This window comes from Neobacillus thermocopriae, assembly GCF_010975035.1.
Lineage (GTDB): Bacteria > Bacillota > Bacilli > Bacillales > Cytobacillaceae > Neobacillus > Neobacillus thermocopriae.
The window spans coordinates 58,142-75,963 of record NZ_JAAIUV010000015.1 but is presented as its reverse complement, the minus strand read 5'-3'; the positions used below and the strand labels follow the sequence as shown (position 1 = coordinate 75,963).

Here is a 17,822-nt window from a genome sequence, read left to right as displayed (position 1 = left end):
ATTTACGTTTATTTGCACTTGCTTTAACATGCGTAGAATCAATAAATACATGTTCAGCACTAATCAACTTTTTATCAGAAGCTTCTTTTAGAATGCGGTAGAAGATTTTTTGAAATAGATCTGTATCCTTGAAACGTCTTTCATAGTTTTTTCCGAAGGTTGAGAAGTGGGGGACTTTATCATGAAACCCAAAACCTAAGAACCAACGATAAGCAAGGTTTGTTTCAATTTCTTCAATAGTTTTGCGCATAGAGCGAATACCGAAGGTATATTGAATAAAAGCCATCTTAATTAATACAACAGGGTCAATACTTGGACGACCACGTTCAGATGAATACATATTCTCAACTAATTTATATATAAATGAAAAATCAATAGCAGCTTCTATCTTACGAACCAAGTGATTTTCAGGAACCAGCTGGTCTAAAGTAATCATTTCTAATTGATCTCGATTTACTTGTGTATTTTTAGTAAGCATTTCAATATCACCTCGATATTCTATGACATAATTATACAAAAAATGTCGACAAAATCCTTTAAAAAAGGATTTTGTCGACAGTCTGAAAGAACCCAAAGGGTTCTTTTCTTAAATTAAAAACATTACCCTATATAAGAAATAATGAAAGCGATTAACAAACAAATACCTCCTCCTCCAGCCAGTGTGATCGCTCTCTGCTTTATCACCTGCTTTGGCGGGAAAACACCGGGTCTTGCCATATCCATTAAGTATTTACAAGCACCTAATAAAAAGATAGCACTAACAACATAGAAAAATAATGCTGTACTCTTCATTTCATGTCCCCCTGCCAGGCTCAAAATTTCGTAGATGTTGTAACTATTTATATGTTTAAGTGTCCATACCTATGAAAAATTTGACATGCTATTTAAGAAAATCATCTCCTTATTTTTATGTTTAAAACATCGATTATTTTAAGCCAGATATAATGAATAATATGAACATTTTGCAAAAAGTTTTAATATAATTTCTAAAAATTTTGTTAATTCCCCTTTATTAATTTTTATTTTATTGGCATAATGATAATAGAGTAATATAAAAGTAGGTGAATTGGGGATGCCAGAAAAACAATATTCAATGAAGGAAGCGATGCTTTTTAGTCAACGAATTGCGCAATTAAGTAAAGCATTATGGAAGTCAATAGAAAAAGACTGGCAGCAATGGATCAAACCTTATGATTTAAATATTAATGAGCATCATATTCTAATGATTGCCTATCATTTAAATGGCGCATCTATTTCTGATGTAGCTAGATTTGGAGTTATGCATGTCTCAACAGCTTTTAATTTTTCAAAAAAATTAGAAGAGAGAGGTTTGCTGAAGTTTTCTAAAAAAGAGAACGACAAGAGAAATACCTATATCCAACTAACAGAGAAGGGTGAAGAGGTATTATTTAATTTAATGGAAAATTACGAACCAAAAGGAAGTGCCGCTTTTTCAGGTGCTTTACCACTTCGTGAATTGTATGGGAAATTTCCGGATATTATTGAAATGATGGCAATCGTCCGTAATATCTATGGAGATGATTTCATGGAGATCTTTGAACGTTCCTTCCATAAAATTGAAAGCGAATTAATTGAAGAGAATGGAAAATTAAAAAAAGCAGTACCAACTAAACAAGAGCTAGCCTAACTAATGTAGAAATTTGCCTATTTCCTGATACAACAATTTAAATAGTATTTGAGATTTACAAGCTTGGATTCCCTTTTTAGCATTTAGTTTGCTTGGTTAAATAATAAGAATTTTTCAAAAAGCGGATGAAAATGTATATACCATTCCGCTTTTTGCTATTCATTTTCTTGCATAATTGACTGAACTTGGAATAGACTGAATCTATTTCCTCTTTGGAAACACCATGTTCAATAATTAAACGATAAAATTCAAAATGGGGATTATCCACAATCTTTAAAATCAATTACTGATGAAACTCCAATCAATTTTTTTCATCAGTAATTCCATATTGTTCATTACTCTGCCCTTTTTTGTTGCTGTTCTACATTTAATACTTTTATTATTTACCTAATCATTCTTGGATAACCCCTTTGTTTAAAAGGTGAAAAATATACCTCCTTTAATTCAATCAAAATGACTATCTTTTTTGCGGTATTTTTGGTAATCTAATAACATCACTTGAACAAAAGGGAGGGAATCATTGATGATCTCCATTTTTATTGTTTTTGCTGTCTTTATATTGTTTTATATTAATAAGATGACCAGCTCACTTTGCATTCAGAAGGAAATCCCCGAGGAGAACCAACAAAAAGTTTTTCACACCATTAATGTTCTCGTTACCATATTGCTCATTTCTTCCTATATAGAAATTCTATATACATAAAATATAATGCGAATTAGCAACAGTCAGGGAACAAAAAATACAAAATGAAGCGATGAGGCTAACCTCATCGCTTTTTATTAGTTAAATTACCATACCCATGATGCTCCAACGATAATTAACAGGATGAAAAGAACAACAATTAGCGCAAAGCCTGCACCGTAATTACCTCCACCTGACATATACCAATACCTCCTTTTTGCATTTTCTAAGATATACTATTCATCTGAATTCCATTGCGACTAGGCACTTATCTTATTTTTAAAAAGTAAGCTTTAGCTGTTTAGAATGGAAGTAAATGATTAAATTTTTGCAGAGGTTCCCATTTATGTTATAGTAAAGAATGTGGACAAATTTACTATTTAGGAGAGATTCATCATGAAGAAATGGATATTGGCCCTTTCAATTGCTGGCGGGGTTCTTGCATTAAGTGCATGTGGTTCTTCAGAGAAAATTGCAGAAAGTAAAGCAGGAAATGTCACCCAAGAAGAACTATATAACGCTATGAAAGATAAGTATGGAGAGCAGGCATTACAACAGCTCGTCTACGAAAAAGTCCTTTCAAAAAAATATAAAATTACAGATGAGGAATTAAACAAAAAAATCGACCAATTAAAAGAAGACTTAGGTGAGAACTTCGAATTAACTCTTCAACAATATGGCTACAAAAATGAAGAGGACTTAAAGAAAATGATGAAAGTGGGCATGATGCAAGAAAAAGCAGCAATGAAGGACATTAAAGTAACAGAAAAAGAATTAAAAGAATACTATGAAAATTATAAACCTGCTATAAAGGTACGTCATATTCTTGTTGCTGATGAAGCGACTGCCAATGAAGTAAAGAAAAAGCTAGATGGCGGTTCTAAATTTGATGAAGTAGCTAAAGAATACTCAACAGATACAGCTTCCGCTCAAAATGGCGGAGAATTGGGGACTATCAATAATCAAAATGCAGCTCAATATGATGAAGATTTTATTAAAGCTGCCTATGCATTAAAAGTAAATGAAGTAAGTGCACCAGTAAAAACACAATTCGGTTACCATATTATCCAGGTAACAGATAAAAAAGAGAAAGAGTCATACGACAAAATGAAGGAAGAAATTGAGTATGAAGTAAAATCTTCAAAAATTACGAATGATGACATCAATAAAGCGATGAAACGTGAGCTTAAAGATGCAGGTGTGAAAATAAAAGATAAAGATTTAAAAGATGCTCTTGAGATAGAAACTTCAGACGATAAGTAAAATAAAAAAGCGGAAGTATCCTTCCGCTTTTTTATTCGCCCGTAACATTTATCCCTTCACGCATCTTCTTTTCTTTTTCCATGCGTTTCATATAAATTTCACCTTCTCGTTCAATTTCTTCCATTTCCAATTTCCGTTCTTCTCTTCCGGTTTTTATTGCCATCCATGCACTAACTATAATTCCAGCAACTACTGCATAGATCCAAAAAGGTATAGTCAATTTTTTCCCTCCCTTTTATCTGGTTGTCCACTTTTTAATACATCATATTCTATCAATATGAAAATATTCATTTACAAAAAAATAACCCGATATCTCGGGTTATTTGTGAAAGACAGGTTTATAGAATGAACGATTATCCAAGGCAAAGATCCGTTCGGTGAATTCTCCAGGTTTTACCCTTTCTAATGCTCGGTCCAGCATGTTCATCTTTGCATCGAGATTGTCAATATAATGAAGAATCTCTGCTTCTTTTATAAGTGGCGGCTTTGGGCTACCCCATTCTGCTTTTCCATGATGACTTAGGACAAGATGCTGCAGTATAAGAACTTCTTCTCCATTGATACCTAGTTCTTCAGCAGCCTTACCAATTTCATTTATCATGATTGTTATATGGCCCAGTAAATTTCCTTCAAGTGTGTATACTGTTGAAATAGGACCGGATAATTCGATAACCTTTCCCATATCATGCAAAATAACACCTGCATAGAGCAAGTCTTTATCAAGACTTGGATACAAGTTAGCGATTGCTTTGGCTAAATCCAGCATACTAACAACATGGTACGCAAGGCCAGAAACAAATTCATGATGATTTTTTGTTGCTGCCGGATATTCAAGAAAGGCTTTTTGATGTTTCTTAATTAAATGCCGGGTAATTCTTTGGATATTTGGATTTTTCATTTCAAATATATATTGTGTTAGTTTGCTAACTATTTGATCCTGACTTAAGGGAGCGGTTTCCAGAAAATCTTCCAATTTCACTTGGTCGGAAGGACCAGTGCTACGAATCTGGCGGATTCTAAGCTGATTCTTGCCACGATAATTTTGCACATCCCCTTGAACCTTTACAATACTTTGTGGAGCATATATTTTTTCATCCTCTTCATTCACATCCCAAAGCTTAGCCTCTATTTCCCCACTTTGGTCTTGAAGAATTAACGTTAAAAACGGCTTTCCATTACTAGCAATCCCTTTAGTAGAATTCTTTATTAATAGATATAATTCAACTTGATCTCCTACTCCATAATGCAATATTCCTTTAGACATCCTTTCCACACTCCCTTCAACTAAGTAAAAGTATATCATATCCTGTTTCTAACCTACGAAACAATCTGAACAGCACCTTTTTCCAGCCTCAAAATATTTTCATTAGGAAAGAACGATAACAAGTGTTCGTGACAAGTGAAAAACAATATTTGATTTTGCTTAAGTTTATGTAACAGTTTAAAAACAAGTTTTGTTCTTTTTGCATCGAAATTGACAAAGCTATCATCAATTACAATTGGAAATTTATAGTTCTGATATATTGTTACCATTAAAGCAAGCCTAATGGAAACATACAATTGCTCGGTTGTTGCCTGACTTAATTCATCCGCCTCAAACAATGTTTGGTCCTTTCTTTCCACCAAAAACCCACTGCCTGAAGGATGCAGGTGAATCCTATGATAATTTCCATTTGTTAAAAAGGACAAAAATTCCTCTGCTTTTGACAACAAAAGTGGTAAATGCTTATTTTTATATTTTTCAATCGTTTTTGCAAGAATATTTTGGGCAAGAGCATATACTCCCCACTCTTTTGCCATTTCCTCAAGCTCATATTTCTTCTGTTTATAATGATGAAGAATATCGGAATAGATTCCTCCATCTTCAATGATTTGAATTTCGTATTGAACCCGGGACTGTTCTTCCTGCAACTCCTTCCATTGATTGCGAAGAGAATCTATCTCTTTTTGGCAGTCAGAAATTAATTCATCGCAATTACGGATCGCTAAAAAGTTTTCTCTTTCTTGTTCTGAAAGAATGGAGTATTGTAGCTGCCTTTTGAGATTTTCAAGACGTTTCATAAGGTCTGCACGTTTTTCTGCCTCCTCACCTAATTCATAGAATTGAGATACTGTTTCTGCATTTGCCTCATTTAGCAATCGATCATGTTCGATTTTCAAAGATTGCCATTCCTTTTCTTTTTGCTGGTACTCTGATTCAAGGTCAGCAATCTTCGCTTTCCTTTCTTCCATTTTGATCCGTTTCTCATTTTCAGTTTTGAGCTTATTTCGTAATAAATAGGAGATTTTATGTATATCAAGAGTCTCTTCTGACAGATAGCGGTATCCATAATGGCTAAGCTCCTCCATCAGTTTTACTTGTTTTTGATGAATGTTACTTATCCTTTCAATCAATTGATTTTTTTCCCGAATGAATGCTTTATACTGTTCAATTTGCTCAAATGCTTCAAGTAAAAGTGTATTGGCCATCTGTTCAGGAATTTTTAACTCTTTACCAATTGATAATAACTTTTCTGTATAATTAGCAAAATCCGATTCCCATTCTTCAAATTTAACGATGATTTTTTTATAATTCGCTTTCTGTTGCTTCAACTTTAGTTTTAATATCTGTAGCTTGTTGCGGTGCTGGTCATCAAGTTTTAATTTCTCTTCAAGAGAACGAATGTCCTGATACGAGGCTGTTTGGAGTATTTCTATAATTTGTTTTTCTTTTTCTCTTAATTTATTAAGATTGTTTAAGATTTTTATTTCTTTTCCGTTTTTCAAACTTTGAAACATAAAAAATCCTAATATAAGACAGCCAGCCAATCCTATCAATAACAAAACCCATTGTTTAGAAATCATTCCGTATAAGCTTAGAATTACTAAAATCAGCTCAATGGTAATAAATTGAAATCTCAATTTTTCATTTGCAGCTTTTTGCTGTTCAATCGATAATTGATTGAATTGGATTTGTTCTTTAAGGTTATTTAATTCCTCTTCTAGCGCTGTTTTATCATGGTTCCGGAGTTGTTGCTCTAGTTGGGATCTTTCAATCTCAGGAAGACAAAGACTTTCGGTTAACCGAACCTCTCTTTCCAGTGCTTCCAACTCATTTAATTCCTGTTGATGTAAAATATCGAGCTCTTCTTTGACATCGGCCAACTTTTCTCCTTGCCTTGACAGGTTTACTACCTCGTTTTTCATAGAGATATTTGTATTAATAGATTGAATCTCTTCTTCATTTAATGGCAAATGTAATTTTTCTTTAATGGCAGCAAGCTCCGTTTGTACCGCTGTCAATTTTGTTTCATATTGACCCTTTTCAACTGACAACTGTTCGTACAAGGGGATTTGGTCAAGTAATGTTAAAATCACCTGTTCTTCTTTTAATAAGTCACAATCAGGATTAAGTTCCCCTAACTCTTCTCGGACATGTCGAATCCTCTCAGACAAGCTTTTCAGCTCCGCTTCAAGTGGAAGAATAAGCTGGTTTAATTTTTCTAAACGTTCTAACCCACGGACGGGAAATTCAATTTCCCCCAATGTTTCTAACTCTTTTTTCGTCCATTTTTCTTCTTTTGCAATGGACTCTATCCTTTTCCATTCTTTTAATTTTTCTGCTTGGATGTTTCTGTTCTCCAGCTGCTTATTGATTTCAGCCATTTCTTGTTGAAGTTGATCTCTTTTTTGAATTAATGATTCATAGTCCTTCAATTTTGCAGCTGCCTTTTTTAAATCTTGACTTATTTCATGAACCTTCTGTAATTTTTCATTCAAAATTGGTTTCCTTCCGCCTGGTTTAAAACGCATGTCCAACTCTTTTTGTAGTTCTAATTCCGTCTTTGCCAGTTTTTCAGTACCTAAAGTACCTGCGGAAAACAAAAATCGTCCCAAATCTTCTCCTTTCATTTGATGGATATTCTGCAATCCTTGTAAATTAAAAGAAAAAATAGCCTGGTAAAGACTTTTATCAAAATTCCCCAATAAATCGCTTAGTAGTTCCTCTCCGCCAACTTTTCCACTATCTAGAACAACCTTCACATCCCCCGCTGCTTTTCCTTTTACACGTTCAATAACAGCATAGCCATGTTTTTCATGGTAAATTCGAATATTTCCACCATACCTTGTACTATGCTTTGGCTCATAGCGAAGCTCATTTTGCTGTTTCGTCGGAAAACCAAATAAAATACTATTTATAAAAGACATGAGCGTGGACTTGCCCGCTTCATTTTCACCAAAGAAAACTTGAAAATCCGAAAGCGAATCAATTTTAATATTTTCCAATTGTCCATAACCGTATATGTGCATCGAAACAATCTTCACCTCATACCCTCCTTTTTAATTACATAGTAGATCAAGCAATAACTTCTCTGCTCTTACTATTAATTCTCGTTTCTCATCCTCAGATAAAGGAGATAAGTGTTTTTGGCCCAGTCGATGTTCATATAACGAAGCGATTGCTTCATCAACATTTTCAAAACGCTCGATCGTTTCAAACAGATTCCCGTAAAAATTCACTTCCTTCTTTAGCTGTTCTTTATCAATTTGCTGAGATTTGGTGATGTGTATTTCTGCGATCCAAACAAATGATTCTTCATCCTTCTCCTCTTCCAATAGAAGCTCCAAAAGATTTGTTTCCACATTTTTCATCTCGTGCTCGTCAGCTAATTGAAGATTTTTTATATAAAGAGACAAAATGGCTGCTGAATCCTCTTTTCGGTATTTATTTATTTCCTTTTGACATAATTGAAGTAGCTCTTGAAACCGACTCACTGTAGAAGCATCGACCTTTACCTGCTCCCACAAAATATCTGCTGCTTCAATAAAATCCAATTTGGTATCGATCTCGGTTAATGTAACATGATAAAACCCCTTACTCCCAGTTTCCTTTTTATTCCTTCCTTGTATATTCCCTGGGTAAACAATAGGTGGGCTTTCCGCTAAAACAGCTCGCTTATGAATATGGCCTAATGCCCAATAATCAAAGTCTTTTTCCTGCAACTCCTGCACTGTAAACGGGGCATAATTATCATGAACGGTTCCTGATGCTTCATTACCATGAAGGATTCCGATATGAAAATCAGCTCCTTCTTCTTTTTGATATTCAACTATTTTTTTTTCAAAAACATGGCGGGTTGGATAACTAAAACCATAAAGATGTATACGCTCTCCTGTTTTTGTTTGCTGTTTTTTTATTTCCACTTCTCCAGGAAATACGTATACATTTGGTGGCATGTCTAAATGAATCCAAGAACCGTTTAAATGGTCATGATTCCCATGTACAATATAGACAGGTATCCCATTTTCCTCCAGTCTTCTCATTTCTGCCCGAAAGCGTGAAAGGGCTCTAAGGCTGCGGTCCTCTCCATCAAATAAATCACCTGCTAAAATGACAAAATCCACCTTTCGATCGATAGCGGTTTTGGTTAGTTTTTTTAGAGCAGTAAAGGTACTTTCCTTCACCCTAGAAAAAATAGTTGCTGGTAAATGTCTCAACCCTGTCATTGGGCTGTCTAAATGCAAATCTGCCGCATGGATAAACGTAACTTTTTTCATAAATATTTCCTCTCTGGAATTCTTTTCTTTATTGTAGCATGTCAGAAATACGAATGCACGTTCTGGCTAGAAAAGCGAAAGCCCCCCCTGTTCAATGGAGTATAGCCTCCTCCCAAAAGCTACCGCTTTCGGTCGTGCGATGATGATGCTGCCGAAACCTTCCTTGTGGAGGCCTTCAACTGAGATAAAGGAAACACGAAGTGCGAAAGCGATTTGATGTTGAGTTATCGTAGGTAGGTGAGTGAAGGTGTCTCACCGCTAGGGAGTTGGAGCTAGACAATTCTCATAGTCGATAAGATATTTTCTTATTTGTAAGAAAAGCGAAGGCACCCTGGTCAACAGATACATTTTTTACATAAAATAAAAGGGGCTTTGTCTAAGCCCCTCTAATTACTCATTCTTTGTTAATTGCAATGCTTTTTTGATATCCTTAAATGAATTTGATTTCCCATACATTAACACTCCACCACGATAGACTTTTGCACCAAAAATCGCCAAAGCGATAATCGTAACCAAGAGGATGCCAATTCCCAAAATTATTTCCCATAAAGGAACCTCTAGCATTCCTACTCGTAGAAACATGATCATAGGTGTAAAAAATGGAATATATGATGTAACAGTAATAAAGGTGGCATCAGGCTTAGCGAGCCCAAACATCGCAATCATAAAACCAGCAATTACAAGAAAAGTCATTGGAGTGATCATTTGCTGTACATCTTCAATCCGGCTTACAAGTGAACCTAAAAATGCGGCGAGTGTGGCATAGAGAAAATAACCGAGAATAAGGAAAAGAATAGCATAGAAAATCGTTTCAACCGGGATATTTCCAAATCCGAATACTTCAAAGAAACCATCATTTAACGATTTCATATTTTGTTTTAGTGAGAAATAACCAATTAACAAAAATGCTGTAAGTTGGGTTAAGCTTAATAAACCTATTCCTATTATTTTGGCAAACATTTGCTTGATAGGTGAAACACTAGAAATTAAGATTTCCATCACTCTGGAGGACTTTTCAGTAGCAACCTCCATTGCAATCATACTGGCATACATAATAACCGAAAAATAGATCACAAAAAGAAGAATGTAGACAAGTCCCCTCGCTTGATTTAATTCTTCCTCTGTTTTAGCATTTTTTTCTAGGGCGACCTTTTCAATGGATACCGGTTCATACAATTTTTGTAGCTGCTCTGGTGTCAAATTTATTTTTGAAGCAGCAAGCATTGTTTTTAATTGTTGTAGACCAGTTTGTATATCTGTAAACAAAGAAGTATCTGAGAAGCTCTTGGCTTTAAAGATTGCTTCAGGCAACTGTTCTTTATTTAGATGCAGTAATATGACACCATCATAATCTCCATTTTCAACCGCTTCTTCCACTTTTTCTACACTTTTGTTACTTTTAAATAATTTAATCTCTTTATTAATAACAGAGAGCTGTTTCTTAAACGGTTCATATAGCTGACCCGTTTCATCTAATACAGCTACTTTATATCCGCTATCTCCATCAAAAACTTCAATGATTTTGTTAATGTTAGTCATGGCTATTACAATGACTATGGACAATAGGGTCGTAGTAATAAATGATTTACTTTTTAATTTATTTACATACGTATGATGAAGGATGATCCAAAAGTTATTCATAAGAATCACCTACTTTCTCAATAAAAATATCATTCAATGAAGGTTCTTCTAACGCAAATTTCCGAATAAACCCTTTTCCCGCGATCTCAGATAGAATTCTTTGGGCGACATGTTCTCCCTCAATCTGTAATTCCATACCTTCTGTTGTATTTTTCACCTTGACAACACCTGGAAATTGTTTTAGTGCATCCAATGAAAAGTCAGCATGAATGATTAGATTCTTTTTACCGAAGGCCCGTTTAATTTCTTTTAAAGAACCATGAACAACTGGCTTGCCTTTATGTAAGATGCACAAATGCTCACACATTTCCTCAACATGATGCATTTGGTGGCTGGAAAATACAATCGTAGTCCCGCTTTCTTTCAATGACAACACAGCCTCTTTTAAAAGTTCCACATTAACCGGGTCAAGACCACTAAATGGTTCATCTAAAATCAATAGCTTTGGTTTATGTATAACGGCAGCAATGAATTGAATTTTCTGCTGATTCCCTTTCGATAGCTCTTCCACTCTTTTATTTTCATACTCTGGAACTTTAAATCTCTCTAACCACCATCTTAACTCTTTCAAAGCTTCCCTTTTAGACATCCCTTTTAACCTAGCTAAATATATGATTTGATCACGGACCTTTAATTTTGGATAAAGACCTCTTTCCTCTGGAAGATAACCGACAAGATGACTTGTAGAGTAATTTAGTTCCTTTCCATTCCAAGTAATCCTTCCCTCACTCGGATCCAAAAGTCCCAATATCATCCGAAACGTGGTCGTCTTACCGGCACCATTTGCTCCCAAAAAGCCAAACATCTCCTTTTCGGGAATGGTTAGTGACAAATTATTAACGGCAGTAAATGTACCAAATCGTTTAGTTACATGATTTATTTGAAGAACCATTTCTTTCACTCCTTTCATCATATTACTAAATATACCATATGATGGGGTAATATTATTTACTTTACATATTTTATGAATTTATGCAAAAATATTAGTAAGAATATTTAATAAAATCACAAACAACCAATTTAATGGTATATGATCCACTCCCAAATGTTGTCGCTTTTGGTCGTGCAATACTTATACAACGAAGACCTCCTTGTGAAACACTTAATCTTTGAAATAGGAAACTAAAGATCCAGAGTGATTCGATGTTAACTAAATATGACAGAGAGCGACGGGAGCTTGCGGGAAACCATTCTCGAAGTCTAATTTATTTTAATATAAAAGGGGAATGTTCAATGAAAATGTATAAAATAACTGCTTTTGAAGCAAATGGAGAAAAAATTCTAGATGAAACCTTTCAGGCTGAAAATGACGAAGAGGCTAAAAAACTAGGAGAAAAACTATTATCAGAGAAAAACTTATTAAACAAAACCCATCGCTGCACTTCACCATCTGGTAAACTTCTTCTTTTTCATTCTTAATTTTTAGGCTTTGTTGATCATTATTTTTGATATTTAAATCTTATTAAGGTAAATCCCCAAAAATGGGGTTTCCCTTAATCTTATTAAACTAATTTTTTTCTTTTATTGTCTTTGACAATAAAACTAGCCATAAAAAAACTGCCAAATTCTATATTAATCTCATAATTATAAGACCTATATTCCCCACTTGGTCATTGGTTAATGAGAATAGAATAACTCCAAGCATCATTAATGGAGAAGCAATGAACCATCTCCAAACAATTCATTCCTCCCTCACTTATTTTTTTAAAGTTTTTGTTTACTTATTATCAACATTTACCTTAACAGAGACATTTCTTAAAAGTGAAAGAAGCCTAGTGGCTTCTTTCTTATTTTTTATTTTCCAATAAAATTCGGTTTTCTTTTCTCTATAAACGCTTTAATACCTTCCTGATGATCAGCAGTCTGTCTCATTTTAAGCTGGCCATGCTTCTCCAACTCTAGTATTTTCAACAGCTGAGGTCGATTTTTTTCCGCTAATATTTTTTTGGTTTTAATCATTGCCTGAATAGGGCGTTTTAACCACTCGGCTACTCTTTTATGTACCGCTTCTTGTAGGCTATCTTCTGCTACCTCTTGTACAAGCCCAAGTGCAAATGCTTCTTCTGCCGTCATCATTTTTCCTTCCCAAATCACTTGTTTTGCCTTCGTTTCTCCCAATCGTCTCTCCAAAAAGAAATGTCCACCACCGTCAGGAATGAGACCAATACCAATAAAATTCATTGCCAATTTGCTATCTTTGTCCGCTATTATATAGTCTGTACAAAGAGCCAAACTGAATCCTAAGCCGGCAGCAGCCCCATTGATCGCACTGATTGTTAGCTTTGGAAGACTATATAGAGTAATAATCAATTCACTAATATGGTCCATTACAAGATAAAATTCTTTTTCATTCATATTTGAAAGCATTGTTTTAATATCCCCGCCTGCTGAAAACGCACGGCCATTACCGGTTAAGACAACAATATCAATTTCATCCGATTCGCTTATTTCCTTCAACCTATAAACAAGCCCCTTTATCATGTCCAAATCCATCGCATTTAACGTCTCCGGTCGATTCATCACCAATGTTGCCACCCGACCATCAATCTTTACATTCACCTTATCTGTAACGTATTTGATTGACAAAGCATATCCCTCCCAGTACATTATTCCATTTCATTATATATAGAAATAGCTTGAATAAAAAGGAATTTTCTAAAAATATCGAATTTATAATAAAAATAAACCATTGTTAAATGTTTTCTGAACGTATTCCTTCAAAAAAATTAGCTATAAACCTTTCGTCATCCTAGGACATTAATCTATTATATAAGAACAAAAAGATTATAAGATCACACTAAAGGACAGCTTTTGGCTCATCTGTCCGTTATTAATATAAAAGTATAAAAAATAAAATTCTCCTGCTTAATTAAGCAGGAGAACCTTTTTCAGAGAATAACTCTTCCAAAATTTTTATTTTTTCTTCAGTATATGCTTCAAAACTGTCGTTATAAGACTTCGGATCCTTTGGATTGGCAAAATGTGTGATTTTTCCTGTAATAGGATCAATAAACTTACTAGATGCCCCGCATCCTAGCCCAATAATGGACTGTTGCTCCTCCATAATCATAATATTGTAGATACTTTCTTGGTTTGGTAGCGAATATCCAACATTCTCAAGATTGCCTAAAATATTTTTCTGACGATATAGATAGTACGGAACATAGCCATGCTTTTTCGTCCAATCCTGTGCAAGTTCCATCATTTTTTCAACTTCTGTCCGGTCAGCTACCTTGTATTTTTCTTTATTCTTTGTCATTTCGGAGGCCCGCTTGAATGAAAGTGTATGAACTGTCAGAGACTCAGGCATCAACTTTTCTGTCTCGGAAAGAGAATGAGTAAATTCAGGAATACCTTCACCAGGCAATCCAATAATTAAGTCCATATTAATATTGTTCATCCCCATTTCCCGAGCCAAGTGATATTTCTCAATAGTCTCTGAAACAGTATGATGTCTACCGATTGCTTTTAGTGTTTCCTGAGTATAGGATTGTGGATTAATGCTTATACGGTCAATATTCCACTTTTTTAAAATCCTTAATTTTTCCGGAGTGATCGTATCTGGACGTCCAGCTTCGACTGTAATCTCTCGGATTTTATCCACATCAGGAAATGATGTATACATTTCCTCGTATAACATATCCATTTCCTCAGCGGTAATGCTTGTCGGAGTACCTCCACCATAATATACGGTTGTAATCCTAATACCTTTTTCCTTCAACCATTTACCGATCTTTCTCATTTCATAGTGAAGCCCGCCTAAAAAAGAGTCGACGGAACCTTGACGGCCATTAATCGCATAGGCAGGGAATGTACAGTAAGCACACTTAGTCGGACAGAATGGTATACCAATATAAATGCTTACTTCTTGTTTTAGAGAATAAAGATCTGGAACCACTGTCAATTGACGTTCAACAATTTGCTGCATTAGCTCAATTTTTTCATCTGTTATCAGATAATCCTCTTTTAATTGCTTATGAGCCAATTCAACAGGGATCCCTTCCTGTAGTTTTTTATGGAGAAGTTTCGTTGGTCTGACCCCAGTTAGAATCCCCCATTTTTGTATCATTCCGGTCCAGTCTTGTAAAACGGTTAAATACACATGTGAAACAGCGTTTTTTATTTGTTTAAACCGTTCTTTTTCAGTATGAGCAGCATATAATTCTTTTTGGTATTTGGAGGAATAAATTTTTCCATTATGATCCTTTAATTCAGCAGTAACAGCCACATCCTTCTGAATCTCCAGATGAAATTTTATTTGAATATCAGCTTCTTCTGTATTGGCTAATATGATTTGTGATTCCTCAAAAAACAAATTGGCAATCAGTTCAAGCGGACGGTTAAATCTTTCATCGTCCAAGCCTATAATTGAAATTCGCAAAATTTATCACCTTTCAAATTAAACTCCCTTTAGTGTACAAAATCAAAAAAATAAGGTCAATATAAGGAAATAATTCACAATGATAAAAAAAATACTAAGGTCACTCGATCCCTTAGTATCATCTAATAGATATTTTTATAGGATTCATCACTTAAAATAAGAAAATTAGTTTTTAATGATTTTCATTTTTCGTAAAAAATCAATAGGCTGCTGCTTTCTGAAATGTTCTTTGACCATATAAGCTACACCATGTTCATTTTCGGATCGAGTGACCCAATCGGATGCCCTTTTGACATCATAAGGTGCATTCCACATGGATACTCCTAAACCCGCGGCTTCTATCAGAGGGATATCATCTAGGCCATCTCCAATATACACCATTTCCTTTAGCTTAAACCCAAGCTGATTTCCAAGGAAAATTAGACCGTTTAGTTTTGAAACTCCCTCAGGGACAATATCTAATCGTAAATCATCAAGTTTTATACAATTGATTTCTGTAAACATGGCTTCTAAAGCTTTTTTGGCATCTTCCAAGTCTCGATTATTTTCAAAATATACCTCAATCTTTGGAGGGGTAACACGATGATCATGCAAATATTCACTCAGGGATGGAACAAATTGCTGAGAATAAAACATCGGATCTCCCGATGTAAATACAGTTTTCACCAAGAGATTATTGTACAGTTTATGCTTATTCGCCAAAGAAAATTGCTCATGAACGAGGCGAATTTGGCAAGGCAATCCTTCAAGAAATCGTACTATATCATAAGTAATCTCTTCATTTAATCTCTTAACAAAAATCGGATTTTTATCAGTGTTTGAGATATATGCACCCTGATGGGTGATAAGAGGTGATTTTATTTTTAAAGCTCTTGCCACCTTTTTAGCGGAAGGAAAGTTTCTGGAAGTTACGAGAGTAACAAAAATCCCTTTTTGCTGTACATAATCAATCGCTTCCTTTGTAGAACGATGAAGCCTTCCATTTGTTTGCAAGAGTGTACCATCAATATTTAACGCTAGTAAGCGATAAATCATATTGCTCCCCCCTGTTCATGGTGAAATTCCCTTATACTACTTTTATGTTTTTTTACCCCTTAATAGAACAGATGCCATCGATTGATTTCAGCAATATATGGGCTCCCTCCCAAAATCTATCACATTCGGATGTGCGAGCCCAATGCTGCCGAAAGGTTCTCCGAATGAGAGAAAGGAAACTCAAGAAGCTATTTTAATTTGATGTTGACTGACTATAGGCAAAAGGTGCGTTTCACCATGAGGACACATGTCTTTAAATATTCTCAAAGGCAAAAATAATTCTTCTAAACTAAAAAATACTTTCGGTATGGGAACTTTATATGAACCCGAAACTGCCGAAGGGGAGAAAGTAATAGAAATTGACTATCAGTCTATGGTAAATGGACAATCCGTTAATGTTTACATAAACAATCAGCCAATAATTCTTCCGCTGCAGGATTATCTGCAAGACCAAGATTTTGACTCCCCCTTTTTCGCCTGGAACGAAAGTAACTCTCCTAGTATGGGAAGATGTTGACGGAAATATGACAGTCGGTGCGATTAATGAACTGTAAAGGAAGCTTCCATCTACGGGGAATCTCACTGCCGGTTAATGCGGAAGAAACCTAAAGAATATGAAAGGAAAACAGAGAAGAAAATTTATTTTCTTCTCTGTTTTCCTATAGTTTAAAAATCAAAGTTCAATCAGTCAGACCTATTCCTATACCCGCTTTCATCCCTATTGTCTAAACCATTACTTCTAAAATCGTTCGTCTTCCCCTCCACCATTCTACTCAGATACATACAGAACAACTTTTATTATTTCTCTCCTGTAAATGTGATTCCTTTTACAAAATAACGGTTAAAGAATGCGTATAAAATCAAGACAGGCATTGTAAAAACCATAGAGGCGGCCATAATATAGTTCCAGTAGCTGATAAACTGGCCTTTAAATGTATTCAAGCCGAGCGGCAGTGTGAACATTTCCACATCCGATATGACAATGAGCGGTCTCATAAAATCATTCCAGAAGCCCATGAATACGAAAATGGCTTGTGCCGCTAAAGCCGGCTTCGCTAGTGGCAGGACAATTCGAAAAAAAGTTCCAAGTCTCGTTAACCCATCCAATGATGCAGCTTCTTCCAATTCTTTCGGGAAGTTGAGAAAAAATTGACGCATCATAAAAATGAACGTAGCATTGATCATGGATGGAACAATCATTCCCTGATATGTATTCAGCCATCCAAGAGTTTTTAAAATTAAGAAATTTGGAATCATTGTGACCTGTGCTGGAATCATCAGAACCGCCAAAATAAGGATGAACAAACTTTTCTTGCCAGGGAAGCTTAGTCGGGCCAAAGCATACCCTGCCATCGAATTAAATAAAAGATTCAATATTGTTCCTACAATAGCAATAAATAAACTATTAAACAACCATCGCGGAAAATATTCTTGTTGTATGAAAATCTGTTTATAGTTATCAAGCGTAAAATCCTTCGGCCAAAAATTAATCGTTCCTTGCACAATCTCCTCTAACGTTTTAAAGGAAGATGAAACCGCCCATAAAAACGGAATGAGTGTGGTAATGGCATACAAAACAAGGATGATATATAAAATGACTTTTCCAGCTCCATTTTTCTTCATTCTGTTTTCCC

Annotated in this window: 19 protein-coding genes; 5 read left to right on the top strand and 14 right to left on the bottom strand. The window is 35.0% G+C overall.

Annotation, left to right across the window (positions count from 1 at the left end; genetic code table 11):
* Nucleotides 1-478: transposase (locus tag G4Z05_RS10730; RefSeq protein ID WP_205597402.1), on the bottom strand; the 478-nt coding region annotated here is incomplete at its 3' end.
* Between the two features lie 122 nt (nt 479-600).
* Nucleotides 601-792, bottom strand: coding sequence for a membrane protein YhzF (yhzF, locus tag G4Z05_RS10725; protein WP_163251929.1), 192 nt, complete (start codon nt 790-792; stop codon nt 601-603).
* Nucleotides 793-1,072: 280 nt separating this feature from the next.
* Between yhzF and G4Z05_RS10720 the strand changes: the two genes are divergently transcribed.
* Entirely contained in the window at nt 1,073-1,648 is a 576-nt protein-coding gene (locus G4Z05_RS10720; protein WP_038540222.1) for an HTH-type transcriptional regulator Hpr, read from the top strand.
* 76 nt (nt 1,649-1,724) lie between these two features.
* Here G4Z05_RS10720 and G4Z05_RS16710 read toward each other — a convergent pair whose 3' ends face one another.
* Nucleotides 1,725-1,931, bottom strand: coding sequence for a DUF1878 family protein (locus G4Z05_RS16710; RefSeq protein WP_163251928.1), 207 nt, complete (start codon nt 1,929-1,931; stop codon nt 1,725-1,727).
* A 240-nt stretch (nt 1,932-2,171) separates the two neighbouring features.
* On the opposite strand from G4Z05_RS16710, the gene G4Z05_RS16535 reads away from it, so the two are divergent.
* Nucleotides 2,172-2,351, top strand: coding sequence for a hypothetical protein (locus G4Z05_RS16535; protein WP_038540219.1), 180 nt, complete (start codon nt 2,172-2,174; stop codon nt 2,349-2,351).
* An 86-nt stretch (nt 2,352-2,437) separates the two neighbouring features.
* Here the strand turns inward: G4Z05_RS16535 and G4Z05_RS10705 are convergent, their stop codons facing one another.
* On the bottom strand, nt 2,438-2,530 hold the full coding sequence (locus G4Z05_RS10705) for a YjcZ family sporulation protein (RefSeq protein WP_038540216.1): 93 nt from the start codon (nt 2,528-2,530) through the stop codon (nt 2,438-2,440).
* Nucleotides 2,531-2,726: 196 nt separating this feature from the next.
* Here G4Z05_RS10705 and G4Z05_RS10700 point away from each other — a divergent pair, with 196 nt between their 5' ends.
* Nucleotides 2,727-3,593: a peptidylprolyl isomerase gene (locus G4Z05_RS10700; protein ID WP_163251927.1), complete on the top strand. Its 867-nt coding sequence runs from the start codon at nt 2,727-2,729 to the stop codon at nt 3,591-3,593.
* A gap of 31 nt (nt 3,594-3,624) precedes the next feature.
* Here G4Z05_RS10700 and G4Z05_RS10695 read toward each other — a convergent pair whose 3' ends face one another.
* The 6 genes from G4Z05_RS10695 to G4Z05_RS10670 all read right to left on the bottom strand — a co-directional run bounded on the left by G4Z05_RS10695 (nt 3,625) and on the right by G4Z05_RS10670 (nt 11,664).
* Nucleotides 3,625-3,813 carry a sporulation YhaL family protein gene (locus G4Z05_RS10695; protein WP_163251926.1) on the bottom strand — a complete coding sequence of 63 codons (189 nt, stop codon included), beginning with the start codon at nt 3,811-3,813 and terminating at the stop codon, nt 3,625-3,627.
* Between the two features lie 99 nt (nt 3,814-3,912).
* On the bottom strand, nt 3,913-4,857 hold the full coding sequence (gene yhaM, locus G4Z05_RS10690) for a 3'-5' exoribonuclease YhaM (RefSeq protein ID WP_163251925.1): 945 nt from the start codon (nt 4,855-4,857) through the stop codon (nt 3,913-3,915).
* 53 nt (nt 4,858-4,910) lie between these two features.
* Nucleotides 4,911-7,898, bottom strand: coding sequence for an ATP-binding protein (locus G4Z05_RS10685; protein WP_163251924.1), 2,988 nt, complete (start codon nt 7,896-7,898; stop codon nt 4,911-4,913).
* Between the two features lie 15 nt (nt 7,899-7,913).
* Complete coding sequence (locus tag G4Z05_RS10680; RefSeq protein WP_163251923.1) at nt 7,914-9,131, bottom strand: metallophosphoesterase family protein; 1,218 nt, start codon at nt 9,129-9,131, stop codon at nt 7,914-7,916.
* A 390-nt stretch (nt 9,132-9,521) separates the two neighbouring features.
* The gene (locus tag G4Z05_RS10675) at nt 9,522-10,772 is read right to left on the bottom strand and encodes an ABC transporter permease (RefSeq protein WP_163251922.1); all 1,251 of its coding nucleotides are present in this window, start codon (nt 10,770-10,772) and stop codon (nt 9,522-9,524) included.
* Complete coding sequence (locus tag G4Z05_RS10670) at nt 10,765-11,664, bottom strand: ABC transporter ATP-binding protein (RefSeq protein ID WP_163251921.1); 900 nt, start codon at nt 11,662-11,664, stop codon at nt 10,765-10,767. Before G4Z05_RS10670 ends, G4Z05_RS10675 begins: the two co-directional genes overlap by 8 nt.
* A gap of 341 nt (nt 11,665-12,005) precedes the next feature.
* On the opposite strand from G4Z05_RS10670, the gene G4Z05_RS10665 reads away from it, so the two are divergent.
* Nucleotides 12,006-12,191 (top strand): YhzD family protein, encoded by a 186-nt coding sequence (locus G4Z05_RS10665; protein WP_163251920.1) that lies wholly within the window; start codon nt 12,006-12,008, stop codon nt 12,189-12,191.
* Nucleotides 12,192-12,566: 375 nt separating this feature from the next.
* On the opposite strand, the gene G4Z05_RS10660 is transcribed toward G4Z05_RS10665, so the two are convergent.
* From G4Z05_RS10660 to G4Z05_RS10650, 3 genes are all read right to left on the bottom strand, one after another.
* Nucleotides 12,567-13,358: an enoyl-CoA hydratase gene (locus G4Z05_RS10660; RefSeq protein WP_163251919.1), complete on the bottom strand. Its 792-nt coding sequence runs from the start codon at nt 13,356-13,358 to the stop codon at nt 12,567-12,569.
* Nucleotides 13,359-13,641: 283 nt separating this feature from the next.
* Nucleotides 13,642-15,153: a coproporphyrinogen III oxidase gene (locus tag G4Z05_RS10655; protein WP_163251918.1), complete on the bottom strand. Its 1,512-nt coding sequence runs from the start codon at nt 15,151-15,153 to the stop codon at nt 13,642-13,644.
* Nucleotides 15,154-15,318: 165 nt separating this feature from the next.
* Complete coding sequence (locus tag G4Z05_RS10650; protein ID WP_163251917.1) at nt 15,319-16,188, bottom strand: Cof-type HAD-IIB family hydrolase; 870 nt, start codon at nt 16,186-16,188, stop codon at nt 15,319-15,321.
* A gap of 247 nt (nt 16,189-16,435) precedes the next feature.
* On the opposite strand from G4Z05_RS10650, the gene G4Z05_RS10645 reads away from it, so the two are divergent.
* The gene (locus tag G4Z05_RS10645; protein ID WP_163251916.1) at nt 16,436-16,705 is read left to right on the top strand and encodes a hypothetical protein; all 270 of its coding nucleotides are present in this window, start codon (nt 16,436-16,438) and stop codon (nt 16,703-16,705) included.
* A 281-nt stretch (nt 16,706-16,986) separates the two neighbouring features.
* Here G4Z05_RS10645 and G4Z05_RS10640 read toward each other — a convergent pair whose 3' ends face one another.
* On the bottom strand, nt 16,987-17,811 hold the full coding sequence (locus G4Z05_RS10640; RefSeq protein WP_163251915.1) for a carbohydrate ABC transporter permease: 825 nt from the start codon (nt 17,809-17,811) through the stop codon (nt 16,987-16,989).
* Nucleotides 17,812-17,822 lie beyond the last annotated feature (11 nt).